The sequence below is a fragment of the Gilliamella sp. Pra-s52 genome, from assembly GCF_009795805.1.
In the GTDB taxonomy this organism is placed as follows: domain Bacteria; phylum Pseudomonadota; class Gammaproteobacteria; order Enterobacterales; family Orbaceae; genus Gilliamella.
In genome coordinates, this window is the sequence record NZ_WTEY01000001.1 from 171,414 (window position 1) to 195,786 (window position 24,373).

The 24,373-nt window shown below is 35.3% G+C and carries 22 protein-coding genes; 19 read left to right on the top strand and 3 right to left on the bottom strand.

What is annotated here, in order from left to right:
* Window positions 1-23 precede the first annotated feature (23 nt).
* The 3 genes from cpxA to GQ594_RS00815 all read left to right on the top strand — a co-directional run bounded on the left by cpxA (window position 24) and on the right by GQ594_RS00815 (window position 4,063).
* Window positions 24-1,403, top strand: coding sequence for an envelope stress sensor histidine kinase CpxA (cpxA, locus tag GQ594_RS00805; RefSeq protein WP_160411049.1), 1,380 nt, complete (start codon window positions 24-26; stop codon window positions 1,401-1,403).
* Window positions 1,404-1,421: 18 nt separating this feature from the next.
* A complete protein-coding gene (trmL, locus tag GQ594_RS00810; protein WP_160411050.1) occupies window positions 1,422-1,907 on the top strand; it encodes a tRNA (uridine(34)/cytosine(34)/5-carboxymethylaminomethyluridine(34)-2'-O)-methyltransferase TrmL in 486 nt (161 codons plus the stop codon).
* 659 nt (window positions 1,908-2,566) lie between these two features.
* Complete coding sequence (locus GQ594_RS00815) at window positions 2,567-4,063, top strand: hypothetical protein (RefSeq protein WP_160411051.1); 1,497 nt, start codon at window positions 2,567-2,569, stop codon at window positions 4,061-4,063.
* Between the two features lie 222 nt (window positions 4,064-4,285).
* On the opposite strand, the gene efp is transcribed toward GQ594_RS00815, so the two are convergent.
* The gene (efp, locus tag GQ594_RS00820) at window positions 4,286-4,852 is read right to left on the bottom strand and encodes an elongation factor P (protein ID WP_085246840.1); all 567 of its coding nucleotides are present in this window, start codon (window positions 4,850-4,852) and stop codon (window positions 4,286-4,288) included.
* A gap of 33 nt (window positions 4,853-4,885) precedes the next feature.
* Here efp and epmB point away from each other — a divergent pair, with 33 nt between their 5' ends.
* The 6 genes from epmB to nudC all read left to right on the top strand — a co-directional run bounded on the left by epmB (window position 4,886) and on the right by nudC (window position 9,407).
* The gene (gene epmB, locus GQ594_RS00825; RefSeq protein ID WP_160411052.1) at window positions 4,886-5,914 is read left to right on the top strand and encodes an EF-P beta-lysylation protein EpmB; all 1,029 of its coding nucleotides are present in this window, start codon (window positions 4,886-4,888) and stop codon (window positions 5,912-5,914) included.
* Window positions 5,915-6,125: 211 nt separating this feature from the next.
* Complete coding sequence (gene rpmH, locus GQ594_RS00830) at window positions 6,126-6,266, top strand: 50S ribosomal protein L34 (RefSeq protein ID WP_025314679.1); 141 nt, start codon at window positions 6,126-6,128, stop codon at window positions 6,264-6,266.
* A gap of 11 nt (window positions 6,267-6,277) precedes the next feature.
* Window positions 6,278-6,634: a ribonuclease P protein component gene (gene rnpA / locus GQ594_RS00835; RefSeq protein WP_160411053.1), complete on the top strand. Its 357-nt coding sequence runs from the start codon at window positions 6,278-6,280 to the stop codon at window positions 6,632-6,634.
* Between the two features lie 47 nt (window positions 6,635-6,681).
* Entirely contained in the window at window positions 6,682-6,924 is a 243-nt protein-coding gene (yidD, locus tag GQ594_RS00840) for a membrane protein insertion efficiency factor YidD (RefSeq protein WP_160411054.1), read from the top strand.
* On the top strand, window positions 6,924-8,552 hold the full coding sequence (yidC, locus tag GQ594_RS00845) for a membrane protein insertase YidC (protein WP_160411055.1): 1,629 nt from the start codon (window positions 6,924-6,926) through the stop codon (window positions 8,550-8,552). The genes yidD and yidC overlap by 1 nt, the downstream gene beginning before the upstream one ends.
* 51 nt (window positions 8,553-8,603) lie before the next feature.
* The gene (gene nudC, locus GQ594_RS00850) at window positions 8,604-9,407 is read left to right on the top strand and encodes an NAD(+) diphosphatase (protein ID WP_160411056.1); all 804 of its coding nucleotides are present in this window, start codon (window positions 8,604-8,606) and stop codon (window positions 9,405-9,407) included.
* Window positions 9,408-10,022: 615 nt separating this feature from the next.
* Here nudC and GQ594_RS00860 read toward each other — a convergent pair.
* The gene (locus GQ594_RS00860; protein ID WP_160411057.1) at window positions 10,023-10,487 is read right to left on the bottom strand and encodes an IS1 family transposase; all 465 of its coding nucleotides are present in this window, start codon (window positions 10,485-10,487) and stop codon (window positions 10,023-10,025) included.
* A 276-nt stretch (window positions 10,488-10,763) separates the two neighbouring features.
* Complete coding sequence (gene hemB, locus GQ594_RS00865; protein WP_160411058.1) at window positions 10,764-11,774, bottom strand: porphobilinogen synthase; 1,011 nt, start codon at window positions 11,772-11,774, stop codon at window positions 10,764-10,766.
* Window positions 11,775-11,957: 183 nt separating this feature from the next.
* On the opposite strand from hemB, the gene rpsU reads away from it, so the two are divergent.
* The 10 genes from rpsU (at window position 11,958) to thrB (ending at window position 24,302) form a co-directional block, all read left to right on the top strand.
* Window positions 11,958-12,173 carry a 30S ribosomal protein S21 gene (gene rpsU, locus GQ594_RS00870; protein ID WP_091346553.1) on the top strand — a complete coding sequence of 72 codons (216 nt, stop codon included), beginning with the start codon at window positions 11,958-11,960 and terminating at the stop codon, window positions 12,171-12,173.
* Between the two features lie 144 nt (window positions 12,174-12,317).
* Entirely contained in the window at window positions 12,318-14,099 is a 1,782-nt protein-coding gene (gene dnaG, locus GQ594_RS00875; protein ID WP_160411059.1) for a DNA primase, read from the top strand.
* Window positions 14,100-14,180: 81 nt separating this feature from the next.
* Window positions 14,181-16,022: an RNA polymerase sigma factor RpoD gene (rpoD, locus tag GQ594_RS00880; RefSeq protein WP_160411060.1), complete on the top strand. Its 1,842-nt coding sequence runs from the start codon at window positions 14,181-14,183 to the stop codon at window positions 16,020-16,022.
* A 59-nt stretch (window positions 16,023-16,081) separates the two neighbouring features.
* On the top strand, window positions 16,082-17,053 hold the full coding sequence (locus tag GQ594_RS00885; RefSeq protein WP_160411061.1) for a bile acid:sodium symporter family protein: 972 nt from the start codon (window positions 16,082-16,084) through the stop codon (window positions 17,051-17,053).
* A gap of 68 nt (window positions 17,054-17,121) precedes the next feature.
* Window positions 17,122-18,636, top strand: a complete 1,515-nt coding sequence (gene pitA / locus GQ594_RS00890) for an inorganic phosphate transporter PitA (protein WP_160400583.1) — start codon at window positions 17,122-17,124, stop codon at window positions 18,634-18,636.
* 64 nt (window positions 18,637-18,700) lie between these two features.
* Window positions 18,701-19,153 carry a universal stress protein UspA gene (uspA, locus tag GQ594_RS00895; protein ID WP_160400584.1) on the top strand — a complete coding sequence of 151 codons (453 nt, stop codon included), beginning with the start codon at window positions 18,701-18,703 and terminating at the stop codon, window positions 19,151-19,153.
* 151 nt (window positions 19,154-19,304) lie between these two features.
* Complete coding sequence (locus GQ594_RS00900) at window positions 19,305-20,075, top strand: SDR family oxidoreductase (RefSeq protein WP_160400585.1); 771 nt, start codon at window positions 19,305-19,307, stop codon at window positions 20,073-20,075.
* 142 nt (window positions 20,076-20,217) lie between these two features.
* The gene (locus GQ594_RS00905; protein WP_160400586.1) at window positions 20,218-20,547 is read left to right on the top strand and encodes a hypothetical protein; all 330 of its coding nucleotides are present in this window, start codon (window positions 20,218-20,220) and stop codon (window positions 20,545-20,547) included.
* Between the two features lie 359 nt (window positions 20,548-20,906).
* On the top strand, window positions 20,907-23,363 hold the full coding sequence (thrA, locus tag GQ594_RS00910) for a bifunctional aspartate kinase/homoserine dehydrogenase I (RefSeq protein WP_160400587.1): 2,457 nt from the start codon (window positions 20,907-20,909) through the stop codon (window positions 23,361-23,363).
* A complete protein-coding gene (gene thrB, locus GQ594_RS00915; protein ID WP_160400588.1) occupies window positions 23,364-24,302 on the top strand; it encodes a homoserine kinase in 939 nt (312 codons plus the stop codon).
* Window positions 24,303-24,373: the final 71 nt, after the last annotated feature.

Below are 24,373 nucleotides of genomic sequence, written 5' to 3' on the forward strand. Positions count from 1 at the left end.
CATTAACATGAAGGTCAGATAAAATGTGGCTTTTCGATCGATTAACAATCAGAATTTTCACTATATTTTCACTGACTATAGCTTTTTTTCTTATGTTAATTATAGTGTTACCGAGTCTTGATTCTCGAAATCTGACTTATTTAGCCAATAAAGACAAGGAAACAGGTAACTTATTAGCTAACCAGATTGAAAAAGATCTTATAAAAATACCAAAAGATAGCTTTCGATGGTGGATGCGTTTTATTGTTGTAATGGATAGCCATCAAAAGCCGGGGCAGTCTTTATTTGTTGTTACACCGAATGAACAGATAATTACAGCTGAAACTAAAAATATTGATTTAATCAAAAATTTTAGTGAAAAATCGCATAATGTTGCTGATCCAGCAAGGAAAATCTATGATTCTCAAGAAATTATAGGCCCCTTTTTGCTCCATTATTCCAATGCTGAATATCAACTGTATATTTTGCAACAAGCAACCGATACGCAATCGCAATTTGTCAATTTCATCTTTGATCACCCATTCTTATTATTGGCATTGACAATGCTTGCAAGTTCACCTTTTTTACTCTGGTTATCTTGGAGTATTGCTAAACCAGCGCGACGACTAAAGCAAGCGGCAGATCAAGTAGCAAAAGGGAATTTACAAGAAATGCCTGAACTTGAACAAATCGGATCATCTGAATACAAAGCAACTGGTGCTAGTTTTAACCATATGTTAAGGGAACTAAAACGAATGCAAGATGTGCAACAGCGATTGTTTTCTGACATTTCTCATGAATTACGCACACCGCTAACTCGTTTACAGCTTGCTACTTCGTTATTACGTCGTAAACAAGGCGAAAGTAGTGAAGTGATACGAATCAATAACGAAGCACTAAAACTTGATTCCATGATTGGTGATTTACTATCATTGGCAAGACAACAACATGACTCTAACGAAGTTAGAGAATCGAAAAAAACTAACAAATTATTCAAACAAGTACTGGATAACGCCACTTTCGAAGCAGAACAGATCGGCAAAATATTTACCGTCATCAACCCGCCGACTAATCAAACCATATTATGCTATCCTGTCGCGTTATGTAGTGCGCTCGAAAACGTTATTCGTAATGCGTTTCGTTATTCAAACAAAAAAGTGACTGTTGATTTTATTACACAACAACAAAAAATTACCATTACCATCGATGACGATGGCCCAGGTGTTGCAGAAAGTGAGCTTGAACAGATCTTCAGGCCGTTTTACCGTACAAGCGAGGCTCGCGATCGTGAATCAGGTGGCACAGGGCTTGGACTTGCTATTGTTGCTAATGCTATCATACGCGATCACGGCACCGTAAAAGCTGAAAAAAGTCACCTAGGTGGGCTTAGAGTTGTGATAATATTACCAATTTATAAATATTAACCATCGAAGAGAATAGTTGTGTCAACAGTTGCCCTAAACATCGTTTTATTTGAACCTGAAATTCCAGCTAACACAGGTAATATTATTCGTCTTTGTGCGAATACTGGCTTTAATTTACATATTATTGAACCTATGGGCTTTTTTTGGGATGATAAAAAGTTAAGACGGGCAGGGCTAGATTATCAAGAATTTGTGGATGTAAAACGTTACAAAAATTTTGACCACTTTATGGAACAAAACCAAATTGACTTGCAAACACAACTTTATGCCTTAACCACCAAAGGGCAAAAATCACATAGCGAAGTCAATTATAAACACAATGATTTTTTAATATTTGGCCCAGAAACCCGGGGTTTACCAGCAAGCATACTTGATGTATTACCCCAAAACAAAAAAATACGCATTCCCATGTTAGCAACCAGTCGTAGTATGAATTTGTCAAATTCAGTAGCCGTTGTGGTATACGAATCATGGCGCCAATTAAATTACTTAGGTGCAAAATAGTGTCTATGCTTGAAGATTAGGCTGATTTTTGTAAAAAAACAGTAAATAAAAACTTCAATAAAATCAATGGCTTTTCTGACCATTTTTTGGGGTGATAATTGCGTTGCTTTTTAATAAAAAAGCAACTTACAAAAAACACTTAAAGCGTGGATTATCAGGGAGTTTGCTTTAATTTCTTGACTAGGACTTGGTTACTGTAGTTATTTTGTTAATCCAAAGATAAAATATCTAAAACCACTGCACCTAATCTATCCTATCCATTGAAATAAAAAGGGCATGATTTCTGACAAAAACCAGTCAGAAAAGTAATTGATTTTATTTATTTTTTTGTTTTACATTTTTACCAAAAATAGCTATTAAAAGTTTCCTAAAAGGTTAATTCTCTAAATAATACTCTTAGAATTAACAAAACTTTATAATTCTTTTAAAAAAAACTAGCCATTTAATTTTTAACAAGTTATGCTTTATGTCTATTATAAAAAAGCTCATAAAACGAGCATAAAAAACAAAAAACATAAATAAAACAATGAATTACTTGACAGGAAAATAAAAATGCACTACCATGGCTGGCATCTGGCATCTGGCATCTGGCATGCCAAACCTATGCCCTAAATCTTATTGATTCGTACGGTGGCCAAAAACAGGCACCACAGTTATTTTTGTCATCGAGGTCATTTCGCGTAGCGAAATCGACGCCGTTATCGGCAACATTATCGCCGATATCTAAATTGTTATCTAAACCACCATTATTATCTAAATCTGCGTTGGTCTTTGCGTCATTGTTGTTATTGCCGTATACGCAAGGAGCGCAAGCATTGTCGGCTCAGACTTCACAGGTTATACATGGCAGTGCGCCATATTTAACGTTTGATGGTGGCCTAACCAAGGCAACCAATGTTGACGAACTATTGTTTATCACATTGCCGGATGGCACAAAACTTACCCCATCAACCAACACTTCAAGTGGTGTAAATCCAATAAAGTTACCTAATATCAGGAATACTTTAGGTGATATCGGCATGGTGGTACCACCATCAAAAAATTCAATCAATTTAAATGATTTAATTATACCAAGCAATTGGGGGGATGATGATGGTGACGGACAGGGGATAAATGGTGTTACAGTAACGGGGAGTATATCGGTAACGTTTACCGATAAAGAGGGTAATGCCGTTAATCGCGGTGATGCATTAGATATATGTAATGCGCCTTATAAGGTAACATTAAGTAGTACAGAGGGAAGTTTAACGACAAAGTATGGTGTACCAAAGAGTAGTACTTTCAGCGAAGGAAAGGTGAATTATTATATCAATCCCAATTTACCACTTAAAGTGTGTCACGTGAGACCAAATCTAACTTATGGTACAGGTGATTACGCAGGTCCATTTAATATCTGGAGCCCAACTAAGGGGTTTTTAGTTCAGTCAGTGAGTTCATCATCTTATGACCGAAATTTCCCTACTACGGGGGCAGATGGATTGTATTTTGATTTACTTATTGGTGGTATAGATGCCAGTCTGTTGACGTGGTCTTCAGTTACTCATGGGGGAATAACTGCTACTGTGACAACTATGACACCCAGTGATAGATGGATTCCTAATATTGATAGGGGAAAAGTTGTGACACGGGTGACATTAAGTGGTCCTAGGGCAAGTAGTAGCCAAATAGGCTCAGATTCCCCAAGTCGACTTAGCAAACCAATTTTACCTCAGATATTTGAGTTAGTAGGTATAGATAGTAAAGGTAGGGTCGTCAAGTATGGATTTGAGTTAAAGCAGTGGTTCGTCAATCGTGGAACTCGATTAGCTGATGCTTCTAACCAATCCTCTTGGTGTAGTGGTTTAGGTTATCGGTTTCCACAGGTAAGGGATTTAACTAATGCGGTTTGTTCTGGTAAGTGGTCAGGAAGCTGGTGTCAAGGTTCTGTTGGTGCTATACCATCGTCATCGGGTGATCATTACCAACGTCGAATTGGGGCTGGTTTTTTCACCGAGTGGGGAGATATGCTTCATTACGCCAATGCTGACTTTACCGATAGAAACTACTGGACGAGTGAGGCAGTCGGCAATCTTCAGTTTGGTGTCGACTCGGACGATGGTGACGTGCTTGGGGACGATTCAAACATTAGTCGATATGGTCTTTGTACTTCGCCTTAACCTTTTAAGTTAGTTCTTAATCCTTAAGGAGGGGCTGTTATGGTGCTAAGAGAGGATAAGATAGACAAGAATTAAGCCACCGCACAAATTAGAGCTTTTTCTTAGAACGGTGTTGTTGCGGTTAAATGCAACCTATTATACCTTTTTATTACGTTACTAATAAAAAAGCGAGGTTTTTAACCTCGCTTTTTTCGATAGATATTAACTTGCGCTGTGCGCTATTTATTTAACGCGTGATACGTATTCACCTGAACGCGTATCCACTTTAAGCACTTCACCGATTTGTACAAATAACGGCACACGCACAACGGCACCTGTTGATAATGTCGCAGGTTTGCCGCCAGTTCCCGCTGTGTCGCCTTTTAAACCAGGATCGGTCTCGATCACTTCAAGCTCAACAAAATTGGGTGGTGTGACCGCAATCGGTTGGCCATTCCATAATGTTAAAATACATTCAGCTTGATCAACTAGCCATTTTGCATTGTCACCAACGGCTTTTGCGTCAGCCGAAAGTTGCTCAAATGTGTCGTTATTCATAAAGTGCCAAAATTCACCGTCGGTGTAAAGGTACGTTAAATTCATGTCAACCACGTCAGCAGCTTCAACTGATTCGCCCGATTTGAATGTTTTGTCGACAGTTTTGCCCGAAAGTAATTTTTTAATTTTTACTCGGTTAATAGATTGTCCTTTGCCCGGTTTGTAAAATTCATTTTCAACAATAACGCATGGTTCACCATCTTGCATTATTTTAAGACCGGCTTTAAACTCATTTGTACTATAAGATGCCATAAAAGCTCCAACTAAAACTCTGAATTACAAAAAATGAGCCATATTATACAGCAAAAAATTGAACTACCCAATAATAAAGATAAATGGATTGTTGATCTTGCCACTGTTGTGACAGATATTAATGTTTTATATTCTTATTTAGGATTGAATGCTGACACAATTTCGAGCCCGATGTTGCAGGCAAGAAAGCAGTTTCCACTTCGTGTGCCGATGGCGTTTATTCGTCGAATGAAAAAGGGGGATAAGAATGATCCGCTTTTGTTGCAGGTACTTTGTCATGAAAACGAGATGCTAAATGTGGATGGCTATAGCCATGATCCTTTGCAAGAACAGGATAATGCCATTCCAGGGTTGTTGCATAAATATTGTAACCGTGCGTTATTAATCACAAAGACGGGTTGTGCAATTAATTGTCGTTATTGTTTTCGACGGCATTTTCCTTATCATGATAATCAAGGTAGTAAGCAGAATCTTGCTGTAGCACTTGAATATATTGCTAACCATCCTGAACTTAATGAGATTATCCTTTCAGGGGGTGATCCGTTAATGGCTAAAGATCATGAAATGGCGTTTTTGATCAGTGAATTAGAAAAAATTCCTCACGTTAAACGGTTGCGTATTCATACGCGTTTAGCGGTGGTGATTCCGTCGCGTATTACGCCTGAGTTATGTCAGTTGTTTGCTAAAAGTCGGTTGCAATGTGTAGTGATTACTCACATTAATCATCCAAACGAAATTGATGATGATGTTGCTCAGGCCGTTTCGTCATTAAAACAGCAAAGCGTGACGGTACTTAATCAAAGTGTTTTGTTAAAAAATGTGAATGATAATGCTGATGTGTTGGCAATGTTAAGTGATCGGCTTTTTGATGTTGGTATTTTACCTTATTACATTCATTTATTAGATAAAGTACAAGGCGCTGCTCATTTTTGGGTTGATGATAAGTCCGCTAAAGTTATTATGAAACAACTTGCCGAGAAAGTATCAGGCTATTTAGTGCCTAAATTAGCACGTGAAATCGGTGGCGAGAAAAGTAAACAAGTGCTTACTTTTTGGAATTAGTTAATTAGGTTTTATGTTATAAATTATTATGTTATAAGTTATTTGCTCTATTTTATTTTATCGTATAGTAATTAGATATTAATGGGATTTATCTGTAAAAATCTCATTGACGAAAAATAAAATTGGCACTATAATTCCGACCTCTTTAATTAATGCTGTGGAGTTTTTACTCTACGCCTTGTTGATAAATTAGATTTGGATATAAATCGTCATGAAACGTACATTTCAACCATCAGTATTAAAACGCAATAGAACTCACGGTTTCCGTGCTCGTATGGCAACTAAAAATGGTCGTCAAGTTCTTGCTCGCCGTCGTGCTAAAGGCCGTGTTCGTTTAACTGTTGCTAGCTGATTTAAAGTTGGGTGATTAAGCTCACTTTTCCTCGGGAGTTGCGCTTGTTAACTCCCTTTGATTTTAATTATGTCTTTCAAGAGTCTGTTCGAGCAGGTTCGCCTTTTCTTACCTTAGTTACACGAAAAAACACCTTAGATCATCCTCGATTAGGGTTTGCTATCGCTAAAAAACAGGTAAAACGTGCTCACGAGCGCAATCGTATCAAGCGACTGGCTAAAGAGTACTTCCGACATCATCAGCATCAATTTCCTAATATTGATTTTATTTTGATGGCTAAACAGTCTGTTATCGATTTAGATAATCAGCAAATTGTTGAAATACTTAATCAATTATGCCAACGAATCATCGCCAAGCAAAAGGATTAAATAAATTTATATTGATTATCAAATTGCATGTTTGTGCATGTAAGGATATGATAGTTAATATTTTTATATTTTTTATTCGTATATATCAACGTTTTATTAGCCCTTTATTAGGTCCTAAATGCCGCTTTACACCGACATGTTCACAATATGCAATAATTGCATTAAGACGCTTCGGATTAATAAAAGGTGGTTGGCTAACGGCGAAACGTGTATTAAAATGTCACCCTTTACATGAAGGAGGAGAAGATTTTGTTCCTCCCAAAACTAAAACCAATAGAGAAAAACACTAATGGGATCGCAACGTAATATTTTAGTCATTGTTTTACTTTTTATATCTTTTTTTATTTGGAAAGCATGGGAAGAAGACCATGCACCAAAACCACCTGTCGCTAATCAGTTGACACAATCAGTCGGCGATGATGATTCTATCGATGGTTTTGCACAGGGTAAAACAATTACCGTGAAATCTGACGTATTGTCACTCACTATTAATACTTATGGCGGTGATGTGCAAGCTGCTCAATTATTAAAATATGAGCAAACACTTCACTCAGGTACGCCTTTTCAATTGTTAACATCTCGCCCTGATTTTATTTATATTGCGGAAAGTGGTTTAACAGGTAAAGACGGTCCTGATAATGCGACACAAGGCTCAAAACGCCCTGTCTATCAAACAACACAAACAGAATATGTTTTAGCTGATGGTCAAAATGAGCTGCGAGTACCATTAACTTATCAAGTTAATGACGTTACTTATACTAAATATTATGTGTTGCATCGTGGTAATTATGCTGTCGATGTTCAATATGACATTAATAACCAAAGTGGTGCTCCAGTTGAAGTGGCTATGTACGGTCAATTAAAACAAACCATTAAATTACCTGATGATATCCCAACTGAAGGCGGTAGTGGTTTAGGTCAAAGTGCATTCCGTGGTACTGCTTACTCTAGTTCTAGTACTAATTATAGTAAATATAGCTTTGATGATGTTAAAGATAAAGCTTTAAGTGTTGAAACTCAAACAGGTTGGATTGCAATGTTGCAGCACTATTTTGCATCGGCTTGGGTGCCAGATCAGGATAAAAATAACTTGTTTTATACACGTTCAACCGCTAAAAATTCACAAGCTACTATTGGTTTTAAAGGTGAACCAACGATTGTTCAAGCAGGTAATAATACGTCTATTTCTGCAAAATTATGGTTAGGTCCAGAAATTCAAAACCAATTGAAAGAAACAGCTAATCACCTTGATTTAATTGTCGATTATGGTTGGTTATGGTTCTTATCGCAACCTTTATTTTACTTATTGAAGTTTATCCATAGTTTTATTGGTAATTGGGGTTTCTCAATTATTGTTATTACTTTTATTGTACGTGGTATTTTGTTCCCATTAACGCGAGCTCAATATCGTTCTATGGCCAAAATGAAGTTATTACAACCTCGTATACAAGCCTTGAAAGAACGTTATGGCGATGATCGTCAAAAAATAAGTATGGAAACAATGGCGCTTTATAAACAAGAAAAAGTCAACCCATTAGGTGGCTGTTTGCCATTGCTTATTCAAATGCCAATTTTCTTGTCTTTATTCTATATGTTAGGTAATACGGTTGAATTGCGTCATGCGCCATTTGCACTTTGGATTCATGACTTATCAGCGCAAGATCCATATTATATCCTACCATTATTGATGGGCGGAAGCATGTTCTTAATTCAGAAGATGTCACCAACACCAGTTACCGATCCGTTACAACAAAAATTGATGACTTATATGCCGTTGATCTTTATGTTGTTCTTCTTATGGTTCCCATCAGGCTTGGTTTTATACTATATCGTTAGTAACTTATTCACAATTGCTCAGCAACGTATTATCTACTGGGAACTTGAGAAAAAGGGACTTCACGAAAAGAAAAAGAAATAATAGTAAGTAAAGGAGGGGTAAAATCCTCCTTTTTTATTTTGGGTGTTTATAATGAATATACAACAACAATTTAATTTAACGGGCAATGAAACAGGTTACTGGTTTGTTAGTGCTAATGGTCGGTTGTGGTTGCCTAATGGCGAAGTGCCTGTTGGTTGTGCTAAGGAGCTCGGTTTTATAAATCAACGTGCTCAACCAATCGGCGAGTGGAATGGGCAGACTGCTTGGTTGATTTGTCGTGATATGAAAAATGCGATGAGCTCAATTCGTCCATTACTTGATAGTACAGATTCATCATTATTTAATTTAGCTGGGCGAGCTGTACAACTTTCTGAATTTTACCGTTCCCATAAATATTGTGGATATTGTGGGCATGAAATGTATATCAGCAATACGGAATGGTGTTGTATGTGTGATCACTGTAAAGAGCGTTATTATCCACAAATTTCACCATCGATTATTGTGGCAATTCGGCATCAAAATAAAATTTTGTTAGCCAAGCATGTTAGACATAATCAAGATAACTTATATACTGTGTTAGCAGGGTTTACGGAAATTGGTGAAACTATGGAAACCGCCGTTGAGCGTGAAGTTTTTGAAGAGTCGAAGATCAAAATTAAAAATATCCGCTATATTGGTTCACAACCTTGGCCTTTTCCTAATTCACTGATGATGGCTTATTTAGCTGATTATGATAGTGGCGAAATAGAAATAGATAAAAACGAGCTCGTTGAAGCAAATTGGTACCATTATACGCAGTTACCTAAAATACCTGAGTATGGCACCATTGCAAGGCGTTTAATTGAAGATACCATTGTTTTGTGTCGTGAATACGATGAATTTGGTGAAAATTAATCATATTTACTTGAGTATCAATAAGTATTAGGACTATTGGTACTCAATTGTACTCATAATTAGCAACATAACCTTTAGTGTTATAGTTAATCAGTTTATTTGATGAGATGCTCGTTATTTTTTGCCGTTTAATTAATTTATTATTCGGTAATGGCTCTGGTTCAGTATGAAAAAGGTACTATTAATAACTGTTGTTGGTAATTGAGAGGACGATTGTTCTGCTATTTTTTTATTCTCACAACCACTAGTTAATAATGTACCATTAGTGGCTCATTTTAAAAATAATAATAAAGCGTTAAATTGAGTAATTATTGATTTTGACACCAAATAGCAAGTGCTTCACAGTGCCAATATTTCATCATGTCACACCAAGCTGAACGCCATTTACGTACTGTATCATTATGTAAATTAAGTAATTTTGCTATTTGCGAATTATTCTTACCCCAAACAAGTAGATCGATGAATTGTAACCATAATTCAGGTTTGGGAATACGGTTTAAGCGAGTATTGCTTACAATATTAAAACTATGTCTACAGCGTTTACAACGATAACAAGTTCTAGATCCAACTTTAGTTGTTTCGTTGGAGTGACAATATATGCAGGTTGGATTTTGTTCATTTAGTTAAAGTAGTAACTTTTACTTTTATCGTTTTATATTGTTCTGCTAAGGTTGGAATTAATATAGCTTGTTTTTGTTGTGTATACCACTTATGCAATGATGGATAATAAGTTTGAAGATAATTAATTATAGCTCGTTCTCGGCGCATTACTTTTTCGAATGAGATTTGAAGATTTTTAGCAATATTGGGATAACTAATATTTTTTATACGACTAGTAAATATCATTTCTAACCAACTAAATGGAGCTAGACGATTAAATGGTGTATTAGTTGAAACAGTAAAATATTTATGACAGCCTTTGCAACGATATGTTTTAGTCGGTTTTGAACGAATGATATAAAATTCTGTTTTTTTGCAAAATGGACAAGATTCAGCATGTTGCGATGTTATTTTTTTTAGTTCATGATGAAAAGCTTTAAATTCGTCATGTAATTCGTTTGGTACGAGTTCATAAATCATTTCTTATTTCCTTATTGCTTATTCTTGTAAATATTATCAATTCGTTACATAAACATATAGCTGCCTAGAACTTTTTACCTATTTTACTTAAAACGTATTTTTAGCATTATGTTAATTTGTTGTTATTTTTATTTTGGGAATAATTAATGAGAAAATAAGATTGCTAATGTTAAAAATAGTTTGTATAGAAATTAACCCCCCCTCTTAGAGTAGGGGGCTGTTTGTTTAGGTAAAATCTTTAAAAAAAGATCCTTGTTATTTTAATAAATACTGTTGTTATTGCTGATGTAGCCATTCAGCGACTTGTTTGGCAAAATAAGTTAAAACACCATCGGCGCCTGCACGTTTAAAACAGAGTAAAGACTCCATAATAGCTGATTTTTCATCTAACCATCCATTTTGGATTACCGCTGTTAACATGGCGTATTCACCAGAAACTTGATAAGCAAAAGTAGGGACGGCAAAGGTTTCCTTGACTTTTTGCACAATATCAAGATAAGGCATGCCGGGCTTAACCATGACCATATCTGCTCCTTCGCTTAAATCTTGATAGATTTCTTGTAATGCTTCATTACTATTTGCAGGGTCGAGCTGGTAGGTTTTTTTGTTTCCACCTTTTATATTTGGGGCTGAACCAACGGCGTCACGGAATGGGCCATAAAAACAAGATGCATACTTGGCCGAATAAGCCATGATTTGAGTATTAGCAAATCCTTGTTTTTCTAGCTCATTACGTATTGCACCAATGCGTCCATCCATCATATCGCTTGGCGCAATAATGTCTACGCCTGCTTCCGCTTGCATTAATGCCTGTTTAACTAACGTTTCAACAGATGTGTCATTTTGTACATAGCCTTGTTCGTCAATAATGCCGTCTTGTCCATGTGTGGTATAAGGGTCTAGTGCAACATCAGTTAGTATTCCCAGCTCTGGAAATTCTTTTTTTAGTGCGCGAATCGCTTTTGGTACCAAGCCATTTTTGTTATACGCTTCTTGTGCAAGTGGTGTTTTTTTTGTCGATTCTATCGCTGGAAATAATGAAAGAACAGGAATTCCTAATTTAGCTACTTGTTCTGCTTCTTTTAATAGTATATCAATACTTATTCTATTAACGTTTGGCATTGAAGTTACAGGTTCTGTAATATTATTTCCTTCAACAATAAAAACTGGATAAATTAGATCGTTAACTGTTAAGCTGTGCTCTGCAACCATACGTCGGCTAAATTCATGAGTACGATTACGGCGTAAACGACGATTGGGATATAGTCCAGTTATTAATGATGGCATGAAAGACTCCTGATTATTTTTATAGGTTTTATGTATTATCTGATGCTATATGTCGATTAGCAAATTAATTTGCTTTCTTACAATAATTCTATTTTTTACTTTACAAGATATATTGATTAGAGGTAAAATTGCGCACTAATTTTAGTCCCTTGTGATATTAAACAAATTTGAGGTGAGAGGCACATGCCAGTAATTAAAGTACGTGAAAATGAACCTTTCGATGTAGCGTTACGTCGTTTTAAACGTTCTTGCGAAAAAGCAGGAGTTTTAGCTGAAGTTCGTAACCGTGAATTTTACGAAAAACCAACAACTGTTCGTAAACGCGCAAAAGCAGCTGCAGTTAAACGTCATGCTAAAAAATTAGAAAGAGAAAACGCTCGTCGTACTCGTCTATACTAATATTTTGGATATTATTTATACTAAAAACTAAAATTGATATTAAAAATCAATTTATTATTTTTTTAATATAAAGAATTCTAACAAGCCGTATTTTTGATACGGCTTGTTTTATTTTTATAACACCAAAATTGGTTAGAATTTATCATGAAAGGCCATATTCCTCGCGATTTTACTTTAGATTTGATAGCTCGCACAAATATTCTTGATGTGATCGGTAAACGTGTAAAAATGAAAAAAAAGGGGAATAATTATTTTGGTTGTTGCCCTTTTCATGATGAAAAAACCGCTTCTTTTTCATTAAGTGAAAAAAAACAAATTTATTATTGCTTTGGTTGTGGTGCATCTGGTTCGGTAGTGAATTTTTTGATGCAATACGAGCATTTATCTTTTCCTGAAGCAATTGAAGAATTAGCTAGTATGCAGGGGATTAGAGTCCCTTATATAGACGCGGAGAATAATCAAATCGATCAATCTAAACAGATTGAATCTCGAAATTTCCGTCGTGATTTATATACATTAATGGCTAAAATAACTAATTTTTACCAACAACAATTATCTCTACCTACTTCAACCCAAGCTCGTAAATATCTTGAACAGCGAGGGTTGAATTCTGAAATTATTACCAGATATAAGATTGGTTTTGCACCTAATGAGTGGCGAATGACATCACAAAATGTGGTTAAAAGCCATACTGAAACAGTGCTTTATGAACGTGCCGGCATGTTGGTTACTAGTGATAATGGTAATCGATATGATCGCTTTCGGGGACGGATTATGTTTCCTATTCGTGATAGGCAAGGCAATGTGATTGCATTTGGTGGGCGAACTATTATTAATGATTCAGCTAAATATATTAATTCTCCTGAAACACCGATTTTTCATAAAGGATTTCAGTTGTATGGTCTTTATGAAGCACAAGAAATTAATCGTAATCCTCAGCAATTGATAGTTGTTGAAGGCTATATGGATGTGGTTTCACTTGCTCAATATGGTATTGATTATGCCGTTGCAGCTTTAGGTACGGCAACATCTGAAGAGCATATTAAATTATTATTTAGAGCAACAGATTCAGTAATATTTTGTTATGACGGCGATAATGCTGGGCGAAGTGCCGCTTGGCGAGCACTTAATGTTTTATTACCTTGTTTGATAGACGGTAAGAAAATTGCTTTTGCATTTTTGCCACAAGATGAAGATCCAGATAGTCTTGTTCGTAAAATTGGTAAAGATGGTTTTGAAGATTATTTAAGCGAAGCATCAAATTTATCAAAATTCTTATTTGATGAAATTTTGAAACAGGTTGACTTAAAAACGGCTGAAGGAAAAGCTAAATTGAGCTCTTTAGCTTTACCATTACTTGATCAAATTAATGCAAAAGTTTTTAGATTAAATTTGTTACAACAACTTGGAAATTATTTAGGCTTACTTGATGTGTCTCAACTAGAACAATTAATGCATGAAAATCGAGCTAAAGGTGAACAGAAAGTAAATGAAAAAGCGCCTGTATCACAAATTAAATTAACTACGATGCGTGTTTTAATTGGTTTATTACTTCAATATCCTAATCTTGCTGAGCAAGTTTCTGATATTAATGTGATTCGTCAAGTGAAAATGGCTGGTATAGAGATCTTTATTGAATTACTTGAATTATGTCAACGTTACCCTAATATAACGACAGCACAAATATTAACAGAATGTATAGATAGACCGTTTTATAAACAGCTAAATCGTTTGTCAACGTGGGATTGTCATTATCAAGATGATGAAATAGACTCAATTTTTTCACATACTTTAAAAGAGTTATATGATAATATACTGGCCCAAAGGCAAGATGAACTGATCGCAAAAGAGAGAGTCTCCGGCTTAAGTACCGTAGAGAAAAAAGAATTGGCGACCTTAATACTTGTTTTATCAAAAAAAGACTAAATATATAGGGTATATGTGGATTCCAGATAGTGTTCTACATATATGATATAGATGACTAAATAACTAAAGTGGATACCTTTTATGGAGCAAAATTCTCAATCACAGTTAAAACTCCTTATCATCCGAGGCAAGGAGCTAGGATACTTGACCTATGCTGATGTCAACGATCACTTACCGGAAGAGATTATTGATTCAGATCAGATTGAAGATATTATCCAAATGATCAATGATATGGGGATTCAAGTTCTTGAAGAAGCCCCTGATTCTGATGAGTTATTACTTTCAGATAATGTCCCTGATGAAGAAGCCGTTGAGGCAGCAACGGCATTAGTATTATCTAATGTTGAGTCAGAAATTGGTAGAACAACCGATCCTGTTCGTATGTACATGCGTGAAATGGGTGCCGTTGAACTGTTGACTCGCGAAGGCGAAATCGATATTGCTAAACGTATTGAAGATGGTATTAATCAGGTTCAAACTTCAGTATCAGAATATCCTGAGGCTATTACTTACCTTTTAGAGCAATATAATTTAATTGAAAGTGGACAAGTCCGTTTATCTGATTTGATCACTGGTTTTGTTGATCCTAATGCCGAAGAAGTCGCTGAGGAATTGCCGGAAGATTTAGATGTTAGTGATCCTGAAATTGAAATTGATGATAGTGACGATGAAGGTGAAGATGAAGAAAGTGATTCTTCAACCGATGACGATGTTTCTATTGATCCTGAAGTTGCAAAAGCTAAATTTGCTGAATTAAAGGTGCAACACGATAAAACTTCTGAAGCGATTAAAAAATATGGCCGAGCTCATAAAAAAGCACAAAAAGAGATCGAAAATCTATCAGAGATCTTTAAACAATTTCGTTTAGTTGCCAAACAGTTTGATATTCTTGTCAATAACATGAGATGCATGATGGATCGTGTTAGAACTCATGAACGTGCGATTATGAAAATTTGTGTTGAACGATGCAAAATGCCGAAAAAACAGTTTATGACTTATTTTACCAGTAATGAAAATAACATGAATTGGTATAAGAAAGCGTTAACTTCAAAAAATGCATTTGCGGCTAATTTGAAAGATTTTGATAATGAAATTGAAGCTCAAGTTAATTTGTTGCAACAAATAGAAACCGAAACGAATCTTTCTATTGAGCAAATTAAAGATATCAATCGACGTATGTCTATTGGTGAAGCTAAAGCACGCCGAGCCAAGAAAGAGATGGTTGAGGCTAACTTACGACTTGTTATTTCGATTGCTAAAAAATATACCAATCGTGGATTACAATTTTTAGATCTTATCCAAGAAGGCAATATCGGTTTGATGAAAGCTGTTGATAAGTTTGAGTATCGTCGTGGTTATAAATTCTCAACTTATGCAACTTGGTGGATTAGGCAAGCTATTACGCGTTCAATTGCTGACCAAGCTAGAACAATTCGTATTCCGGTACATATGATTGAAACAATTAATAAGTTAAATCGTATTTCACGTCAAATGCTACAAGAAATTGGACGTGAACCAACACCAGAAGAGTTGTCTGAGCGTATGCAAATGCCAGAAGATAAAATTCGTAAGGTACTTAAAATTGCTAAAGAACCAATTTCAATGGAAACGCCAGTTGGTGATGATGAAGATTCACATTTAGGTGATTTTATTGAAGATACTGCACTTGAACAACCGTTAGATGCCGCAACTTCTGAGAGCTTACGTAGTGCTACGCGTGATATTTTATCAGGATTAACACCAAGAGAAGCAAAAGTGTTACGTATGCGATTTGGTATTGATATGAATACCGACCATACACTGGAAGAAGTTGGTAAACAATTTGATGTAACTCGTGAGCGTATTCGTCAGATTGAAGCTAAGGCATTACGAAAATTACGTCATCCAAGCCGTTCCGATGTGCTTCGTAGCTTTTTAGAATAAATTTTATCATTTATATATCGCCACTTTTGTGGCGTTTTTTTACTAAAGATTCTAAAAACATGAATATACTACAACGTTTTAAGATCGATCCATTCTTGTTGGTACTCATTTTTGTTGTGGTTACAGCTAGTTTGTTTCCTTGTAAGGGGCAAGCTAAAGTTATTTTTGAATATCTCACAACATTTGCTATTGGCTTATTATTCTTTATGCATGGTGCTAAGCTTTCTTTTCAGGCGATTGTTATTGGTATAAAAAATTGGCGATTACATTTGGTTATTTTTACAACTACTTTTGTTATTTTCCCGATTCTTGGAATAATGATGCAAGTGTTGGTTCCCAATTTTTTACCGAAAAACCTTTATTTAGGTTTTGTTTATCTTTGTATATTGCCTGCAACGGTTCAATCAGCTATAGCGTTTACCTCAATAGCGAAAGGCAATGTGGCAGCTGCTATTTGTAGTGCTTCAGCATCAACGTTATTAGGCGTATTTATTTCTCCAATTTTAGTTGGCTTATTAATGAGTACTGAATCTTCTAGTTCCATGAATATGCTAGATGCAATTACTTCTATCATGTTGAAACTAATGTTGCCATTTGTACTTGGTCACTTATCAAGGCGCTTTATAGGTAAATGGGTGGATAAATATAAACGTATTATCTCTAAGACTGATCGCCTTTCGATTCTATTGGTTGTCTATGTTGCTTTTAGTGATGCTGTTGCAAATGGCATTTGGACGCAGATTAGTTTGTTATCGCTTTTAGAAATTATTTTTTATTCCATTGTACTATTAACTATTGTTTTATTAATAACTACTTATGGTTCAAGATTACTCGGTTTTAATAAAGAAGATGAAATCACGATTGTGTTCTGTGGTTCAAAAAAGAGCTTAGCTAGTGGTATTCCCATGGCTAGTGTTATCTTTCCTATGTCGGTAATGGGTATAATGATCTTACCTTTAATGATATTTCATCAAGTGCAATTAATGGTTTGTGCAGTGTTAGCTACACATTATGCAAAACGAAAAATGTAAAATTTGTTTTGCTCATTACCTTATTCTCAAGGATAATAGGGACTCTATTAACAACAGAAAGATTTATTATGTTACATCTATTTGCTGAATTAGAATTCTCGACCATTATATTATTGGGATTTGCGTTGTTTTTTGTTCTCTTTTATGAAGCCATTAATGGATTTCATGATACTGCTAATGCTGTTGCTACCGTAATTTATACAAGAGCACTAAAAGAACAACTTGCTGTTTTTATGGCCGGTATGTTTAACTTTTTTGGTGTATTACTTGGTGGGTTGAGTGTTGCTTATGCCATCGTTCATCTATTGCCTACTGATTTATTACTTAATGTCAGCTCAACTCATGGACTGGCTATGGTCTTTTCTATTCTATTTGCTGCAATCATTTGGAATTTAGGAACTTGGTATGTTGGTATTCCCGCATCAAGCTCACACACATTAATTGGTTCAATTATAGGGGTGGCGCTTGCTAACGCATTTATTATGGATACTTCGATAATAAATGCCCTCAATATTCCCAAAATGATTCAAATCTTTTTGTCATTAATTATTTCTCCTGTGGTTGGTCTTGTAATTGCTGGGTTGATGATTTTTTTATTGCGAAAATACTGGACTCGTAAAAGCCAAAGTAAAAAAAGCAGTAAAAAGCGAGAACGCATCTTTATGACACCGGAACAACGTGAAAAACTCTATGGTAAGAAGAAACCTCCTTTTTGGATTCGCATTATGCTTATTATCTCAGCTGCAGGCGTAAGTTTTTCACATGGTGCTAATGACGGTCAAAAAGGTATTGGTCTCTTAATGTTAGTATTAATGGGGATTGCTCCTGCAGGTTTTATCGTTAATATGAACGCTTCTACTTATGACATTACTAACACGCGTAATGCTGTTCATGCTATTCAAGAATACTTTGTAGAGCATAATGATGATCTAACAGAGGTAATTGGTAAACAACCTGTATTAGATACCAATATTGTTTTAGATGACTTAAATAAATATCATTGTGATTATTCACATTCGTTTACCACCCTAGGTATTGCTAATCATTTATTTAATAAAATAAATGATTATGATTCACTAACGGTTGAGCAACGTTCGCAAGCCCGACGCATTTTACTTTGTTTATCTGATACTGTATCGCATGTGGCTAAACAGCCCAATGTGTCTTCAGAAGATAAGCAGTATTTAAAATCTTTGAAGGGTGATTTACTTAAAACCGTTGAGTATGCACCAATTTGGATTATTATTGCGGTTGCTTCAGCGTTAGCTGTTGGGACAATGATTGGTTGGCGCCGTGTGGCTATAACTATTGGCGAAAAAATTGGTAAAAAAGGGATGACTTATGCGCAAGGGGTATCAGCGCAAATCACAACGGCCTTATCAATTGGGATTGCAAGTTATACGGGGATGCCTGTATCTACAACTCAAGTGCTTTCGTCATCAGTTGCCGGAACAATGATCGTTGATGGTGGCGGAGTACAAAGTAAAACCATTAAAAATATTGCGTTAACATGGGTTTTAACACTCCCAATTTCGATTTTGTTATCTGGATCGCTTTTTTGGCTTGCTCAAAAATTAATTTAGTAGTAAAAGTAGGGTACTGGTTTTAATTTACTTGAGCGTTAAAAATAGGAAGGAGAAAAGTATCATGGCTTATAAACATATATTAGTCGCAGTTGATTTGTCACCTGAAAGTGAAGTACTTGTAGAAAAAGCCGTTTCTATGGCCAGACCATATAATGCTCAAATATCATTGATTCATGTTGGTATTAATTATTCAGATCTTTACACCGGTTTAGTTGATATCAATATGAATGATATGAAAGATCGAATCACTGAAGATGCTCATCTTGCATTGAATAACTTAGCAAATGATGCAGGCTATCCTATTGCTCATACTCTCTCGGGTAATGGGGAATTTGACCAAGTGTTAATTGAAGCCATTCACGAATATAACATTGATTTAGTTGTATGTGGTCATCATCAGGATTTTTGGAGTAAATTAATGTCTTCCGCTCGTCAACTTATCAATAATACTCATATCGATACTTTGATTGTTCCGTTAAAAGATGATGAACCTGTGGAAGAAGCTGCTAAATGAAGTATTCAATACAAACCCGCTTAATTAGCGGGTTTTTTATAAGTATTTTATAAATAAGTTTGTAAAAATTTTCAGGAAAGTATGTGTTTAAGTATATTTTTATTTACTATTTTCTAGTTTATGTAAATACACTTAAATTGTTATTTAGCCAATGAGGAGATTTAATGTGAATATTGCTTTAGTTACTGGTGCATCTTCTGGCTTTGGGGAAGCTATTTGTCGTAAGCTTATAGCTGATGGTTATAAAGTTGTTGGCGTAGCTAGACGTGCAGATAAACTACAAAATCTTGCAGATGATTTAGGTTCTAATTTTTTGTCATTACCATTAGATATAACTAAAAAAGATGCAGTGAGTTCCATTTTGTTACAATTACCTAAAGAATTCCAAACAATTGATATTTTGATTAATAACGCTGGTTTAGCTTTAGGTTTAGATCCCGCTTATGAAGCAGATTACAGCGATTGGGTAACAATGATTGATACTAATATTATTGGGTTAGTAAATCTAACTCGACAAATTTTACCTCAGATGGTTGAGCGTAATTTAGGTTATATTATTAATCTTGGTTCTGTTGCAGGTACTTATGCCTATAAAGGTGGAAATGTTTATGGTGCATCTAAAGCTTTTGTTAAACAGTTTAGTGCTAATTTGCGTACAGATTTATTAGGAAAAAAAGTACGTGTCACCAATATTGAACCCGGATTATGTGGTGGTACAGAGTTTTCCAATATTCGTTTTCATGGTGATAATCAGAAAGCGGCAGCGGTTTATCAAGGTGTAGCGTTTATTACCCCAGAAGATATTGCTAATACTGTTTCATGGTTAATTAATACACCGGAACATTTCAATGTCAATTCAATTGAAATAATGCCTGTTGCACAAGCTCCGGCTGGATTGTCTGTTTGTAAAGAAGTTGACTAATAACATACCCATTGGCATTGTGCTTTGCATGTATATTTTTATTAAAAATTAAAAAAAATTGTTTAGTAAACAAAATAGGCTTGCACTTCTGTGAATGGGTTGCTATTCTTTCTTCTTGTAATTTTGATTGAGGTTTATGGCAATGACATTTTCTGAAGTAACGAAAACATTTGCGACTAGTTTGCCGGGTACAGATAGTTATGTAAAACTACGAAAGGCAATGAGAGCACTAATTCAAGAAGACCCAAAAAATGCTTCGGTTTATTTTTTGATTTTTGGATTTGCTCGTACATATGTTATGTTGTATGAAGATCAAGAAGTATCACCTCAATTTGCCGAAGATAATCAAAAATTGATGTTATCGTATCTCAATATCTTAGATGAAGCTCTAAAAAAACAAGATGCTCAAAGCATATATCAAGCATTAAACAAAGTTGTCAATGAGTACGAAAATAGTAAAAAGGTTTTTTAAAATTACAGCCTGACATGAAAATGTCGGGCTGTTTTGTTTATAGTTTCAGGGAAAAATTTTTAGGAAAAATAATGATTATTTCAATCCATATGACAAATATTATTGGCACCTTAGGTACTATTACGCAATCTAGGGCGGGTTGATTTTTCCAAAAAATATTCAAAAACCCGCCTAAGAAAGGCGGGTTTTTTTGTTATATGTAAAAATTTATATAAAAAATAAATGTAGCTAGAAAATAAAATTACAACTAACGTTATAACGCTAAAAGGTTTTCTTAATACCTATCGACATAACAAGGTCGAATAAACTGTATTTTGAATCATAATGGGCATAAATTAAGATAATAAGTAAGGTGTGATATGAAAGTTTTAAAATTTGGAGGAACCTCTGTTGCTAATGCAGAACGTTTTTTACGAGTGGCAGAAATCATTGAAAATAATGCTAAACAAGAGCAAACAGCTACTGTTTTATCGGCACCTGCTAAAATTACCAACCATTTAGTTGCTATGGTTGAAAAAACAGTCGCTAAGCAAGATATAAAAAGTAATATTTATGATGCTGAAAAAATATTTGCCGATCTATTAGCTGGTATTGCAAAAGTTCAACCGAATTTTGCTTATGAAGAAATGAAACGTTTTGCATTAAATGAATTAAATAATGTAAAGCAATTACTTGAAGGCGTTGCTTTACTCGGTCAATGTCCTGATAGTATTAATGCGTCAATTATTTGCCGTGGAGAAAAACTATCAATTGCCATTATGCAAGAACTTCTTAAAGCAAAAGGTCACACCATCACGGTAATCGATCCTGTTGCGATGCTTATTGCAGAAGGTGATTATTTAGAATCGACTGTTGATATACCACAGTCAACACACAGAATTGCTGAAATGAATATTCCACAAGATAATTTTATCTTAATGCCAGGTTTTACTGCCGGTAATGAAAAAGGTGAATTAGTTGTACTTGGACGTAATGGTTCTGATTATTCAGCAGCTGTGCTTGCGGCATGTTTAAGAGCAAATAGTTGCGAAATTTGGACTGATGTTGATGGTGTTTATACTTGTGATCCTCGTATTGTGCCAGATGCTAAATTACTAAAAACGATGTCTTATCAAGAGGCGATGGAACTTTCATATTTTGGTGCAAAAGTACTTCATCCAAGAACTATCTTACCTATTGCTCAATTTCAAATCCCTTGTTTAATTAAAAATACGAATAACCCTGATGCACCAGGAACACTTATTGGTGCGAATGTTGTTGATTCAACCACTCCAGTAAAAGGTATCACTAATTTAAATAATATGGCAATGATAAACGTATCAGGTCCGGGTTTAAAAGGTATGGTTGGTATGTCGGCACGTGTTTTTTCTGCGATGTCTTATGCTGGTATTTCAGTTGTACTTATTACTCAATCATCATCCGAATACAGCATTAGTTTTTGTGTGCCACAAACCGAACTTTATCGAGCAGAAGAGGCTTTGAGCGATGAGTTTTATTTAGAATTAAAAGATGGATTACTTGAACCAATCGAAGTTATAGAAAAGCTTGCTATTATTTCTGTTGTTGGTGATGGTATGCGGACACTACGTGGTTTATCTGCTAATTTCTTTACAGCATTAGCCAGAGCTAATATTAATATTGTTGCTATAGCACAAGGTTCATCTGAACGTTCAATTTCGGTCGTTGTTGATAATGATGTTGCAGTTATGGGTGTACGTGTTGCCCATCAAATGTTGTTTGGTACCGATAAAATGCTAGATGTTTTTGTTATTGGCGTTGGTGGTGTTGGTGGAGCACTTATTGATCAAATTGGACGTCAACAAAAATGGCTTAAAAATAAACAAATTGATTTACGAGTGTGTGGCTTGTTTAACTCTAAACACAGCATAACCAATCGAGACGGCATTGATCTTAGTCATTGGCGTGACCAAATTAAACAGAGTGAAATGAATTATTCTTTAGATAGCATTATCGAATTTGCTAAAAATAATAGACTACTTAATCCAATTTTGGTGGATTGTACTTCAAGTAGTGAAGTATCTAACAAATATGCAGATTTTTTAGCTAACGGTTTTCATGTGGTTACGCCAAATAAAAAAGCTAATACTAGTTCAATGGCTTATTATTTACGCTTACGTCAAGAAGCGGAAAAAAGTAAGCGTAAATTCCAATATGATACTAATGTAGGGGCAGGGTTACCAGTAATTGAAAATCTTCAAAATCTACTTAATGCAGGTGATGAATTAATCAAGTTTTCGGGAATTTTGTCGGGATCGCTTTCTTTTATATTTGGTAAACTTGATGAGGGCATGTTACTGTCTGAAGCAACTAAATTGGCTAAAGAGAAAGGTTTTACTGAACCTGATCCTCGTGATGACTTATCAGGCACCGATGTTGCTAGGAAATTGTTAATTTTAGCACGGGAAGCAGGATTGCAATTAGAACTTGATCAAATCAATGTCGAATCGGTTTTACCTGCTGAGTATGCCCGAGGTAGCATCGATGAGTTTATGGCTAAATTACCGCAGCTAGATGCAGAATTTAAAGTAAAATCTGAACAAGCAGCAAAAGAAGGTAAAGTATTACGTTATGTGGGTAGTATAGAAAACCATCAATGCAGTGTTAAAATTGAAGCTGTTGATAGTGAAGATCCTCTTTATAAAATTAAAAACGGTGAAAATGCCTTAGCTTTTTATACTCGTTATTACCAACCTATTCCACTTGTATTACGTGGTTATGGGGCGGGTAATGATGTTACTGCAGCTGGCGTTTTTGCTGATATTTTACGGACAACATCAGGCAAAATCGGAGGTTAAATGTTCCATAAATCTTTAACTGTTTATGCTCCTGCATCCATGGCTAATATTAGCGTTGGTTTTGATATATTAGGGGCAGCAATTAGCCCGATTAGTGGAGCTATGCTTGGTGACTGTATTACAGTTGAATCTGCTAACGAATTTTCTCTTACTTGCAAAGGTAAATTTGTTCAAAAACTACCAAGTGATCCAAAATACAATATTGTATTTCAATGTTGGCAGCGATTTTGTCAAGCAATAGGTAAAGCTTTACCTGTCCATATGACACTAGAGAAAAACATGCCCATTGGTTCCGGTTTAGGTTCAAGTGCCTGTTCTGTAGTTGGTGCATTAGTTGCTTTGAATGAATTTTTTGATAAGCCTTTAAATGAATTTGAAATGCTTTTTATAATGGGCGAACTTGAGGGGCGTATTTCAGGTAGTGTGCATTACGATAATGTTGCGCCTTGCTATTTAGGCGGTATGCAACTTATCCTTGATGAAATGGATATAATCAGCCAACCAATTCCTCATTTTGAAGATTGGTATTGGATTATGGCATATCCCGGTATAAAAGTATCAACGGCTGAAGCTCGTGCAATTTTACCCGCTTTGTACCAAAAATCAGATTGTGTTGCTCATGGGCGATATGTTGGTGGATTTATTCATGCTTGCTATACCAAACAACCAAAATTGGCAGCATCAATGTTGTGTGACAATATTGCTGAACCTTATCGTAAACAGCTATTACCTAATTTTGATGAAACACAAAAACGAGTTAAGCAACTTGGCGCTTTGTCATCGGGTATTTCGGGATCAGGGCCAACAATGTTTGTGATTGCTGATAAACTTGAAACAGCTGAGCAAATTGAATTATTACTTAAAAAATATTATTTGCAAAATGATGAAGGTTTTACTCATATTTGTAAAATTGATACTCAAGGTGCAAGAGTTATTTAGGTTTTTTATTATAAAAATAGGTCTAAAACTAGGAAGACTCCAACTTTTATTGATTAAACTGATATCAGTAA

Excerpts from the sequence above, each read along its gene's own strand:
- cpxA (WP_160411049.1), top strand. The coding sequence starts at position 24 with ATGTGGCTTTTCGATCGATTAACAATCAGAATTTTCACTATATTTTCA.
- efp (WP_085246840.1), bottom strand. The coding sequence starts at position 4,852 with ATGGCATCTTATAGTACAAATGAGTTTAAAGCCGGTCTTAAAATAATG.
- epmB (WP_160411052.1), top strand. The coding sequence starts at position 4,886 with ATGAGCCATATTATACAGCAAAAAATTGAACTACCCAATAATAAAGAT.
- rpmH (WP_025314679.1), top strand. The coding sequence starts at position 6,126 with ATGAAACGTACATTTCAACCATCAGTATTAAAACGCAATAGAACTCAC.
- yidD (WP_160411054.1), top strand. The coding sequence starts at position 6,682 with ATGATAGTTAATATTTTTATATTTTTTATTCGTATATATCAACGTTTT.
- yidC (WP_160411055.1), top strand. The coding sequence starts at position 6,924 with ATGGGATCGCAACGTAATATTTTAGTCATTGTTTTACTTTTTATATCT.
- nudC (WP_160411056.1), top strand. The coding sequence starts at position 8,604 with ATGAATATACAACAACAATTTAATTTAACGGGCAATGAAACAGGTTAC.
- GQ594_RS00860 (WP_160411057.1), bottom strand. The coding sequence starts at position 10,487 with ATGATTTATGAACTCGTACCAAACGAATTACATGACGAATTTAAAGCT.
- hemB (WP_160411058.1), bottom strand. The coding sequence starts at position 11,774 with ATGCCATCATTAATAACTGGACTATATCCCAATCGTCGTTTACGCCGT.
- rpsU (WP_091346553.1), top strand. The coding sequence starts at position 11,958 with ATGCCAGTAATTAAAGTACGTGAAAATGAACCTTTCGATGTAGCGTTA.
- dnaG (WP_160411059.1), top strand. The coding sequence starts at position 12,318 with ATGAAAGGCCATATTCCTCGCGATTTTACTTTAGATTTGATAGCTCGC.
- rpoD (WP_160411060.1), top strand. The coding sequence starts at position 14,181 with ATGGAGCAAAATTCTCAATCACAGTTAAAACTCCTTATCATCCGAGGC.
- GQ594_RS00885 (WP_160411061.1), top strand. The coding sequence starts at position 16,082 with ATGAATATACTACAACGTTTTAAGATCGATCCATTCTTGTTGGTACTC.
- pitA (WP_160400583.1), top strand. The coding sequence starts at position 17,122 with ATGTTACATCTATTTGCTGAATTAGAATTCTCGACCATTATATTATTG.
- uspA (WP_160400584.1), top strand. The coding sequence starts at position 18,701 with ATGGCTTATAAACATATATTAGTCGCAGTTGATTTGTCACCTGAAAGT.
- GQ594_RS00900 (WP_160400585.1), top strand. The coding sequence starts at position 19,305 with ATGAGGAGATTTAATGTGAATATTGCTTTAGTTACTGGTGCATCTTCT.
- GQ594_RS00905 (WP_160400586.1), top strand. The coding sequence starts at position 20,218 with ATGACATTTTCTGAAGTAACGAAAACATTTGCGACTAGTTTGCCGGGT.
- thrA (WP_160400587.1), top strand. The coding sequence starts at position 20,907 with ATGAAAGTTTTAAAATTTGGAGGAACCTCTGTTGCTAATGCAGAACGT.
- thrB (WP_160400588.1), top strand. The coding sequence starts at position 23,364 with ATGTTCCATAAATCTTTAACTGTTTATGCTCCTGCATCCATGGCTAAT.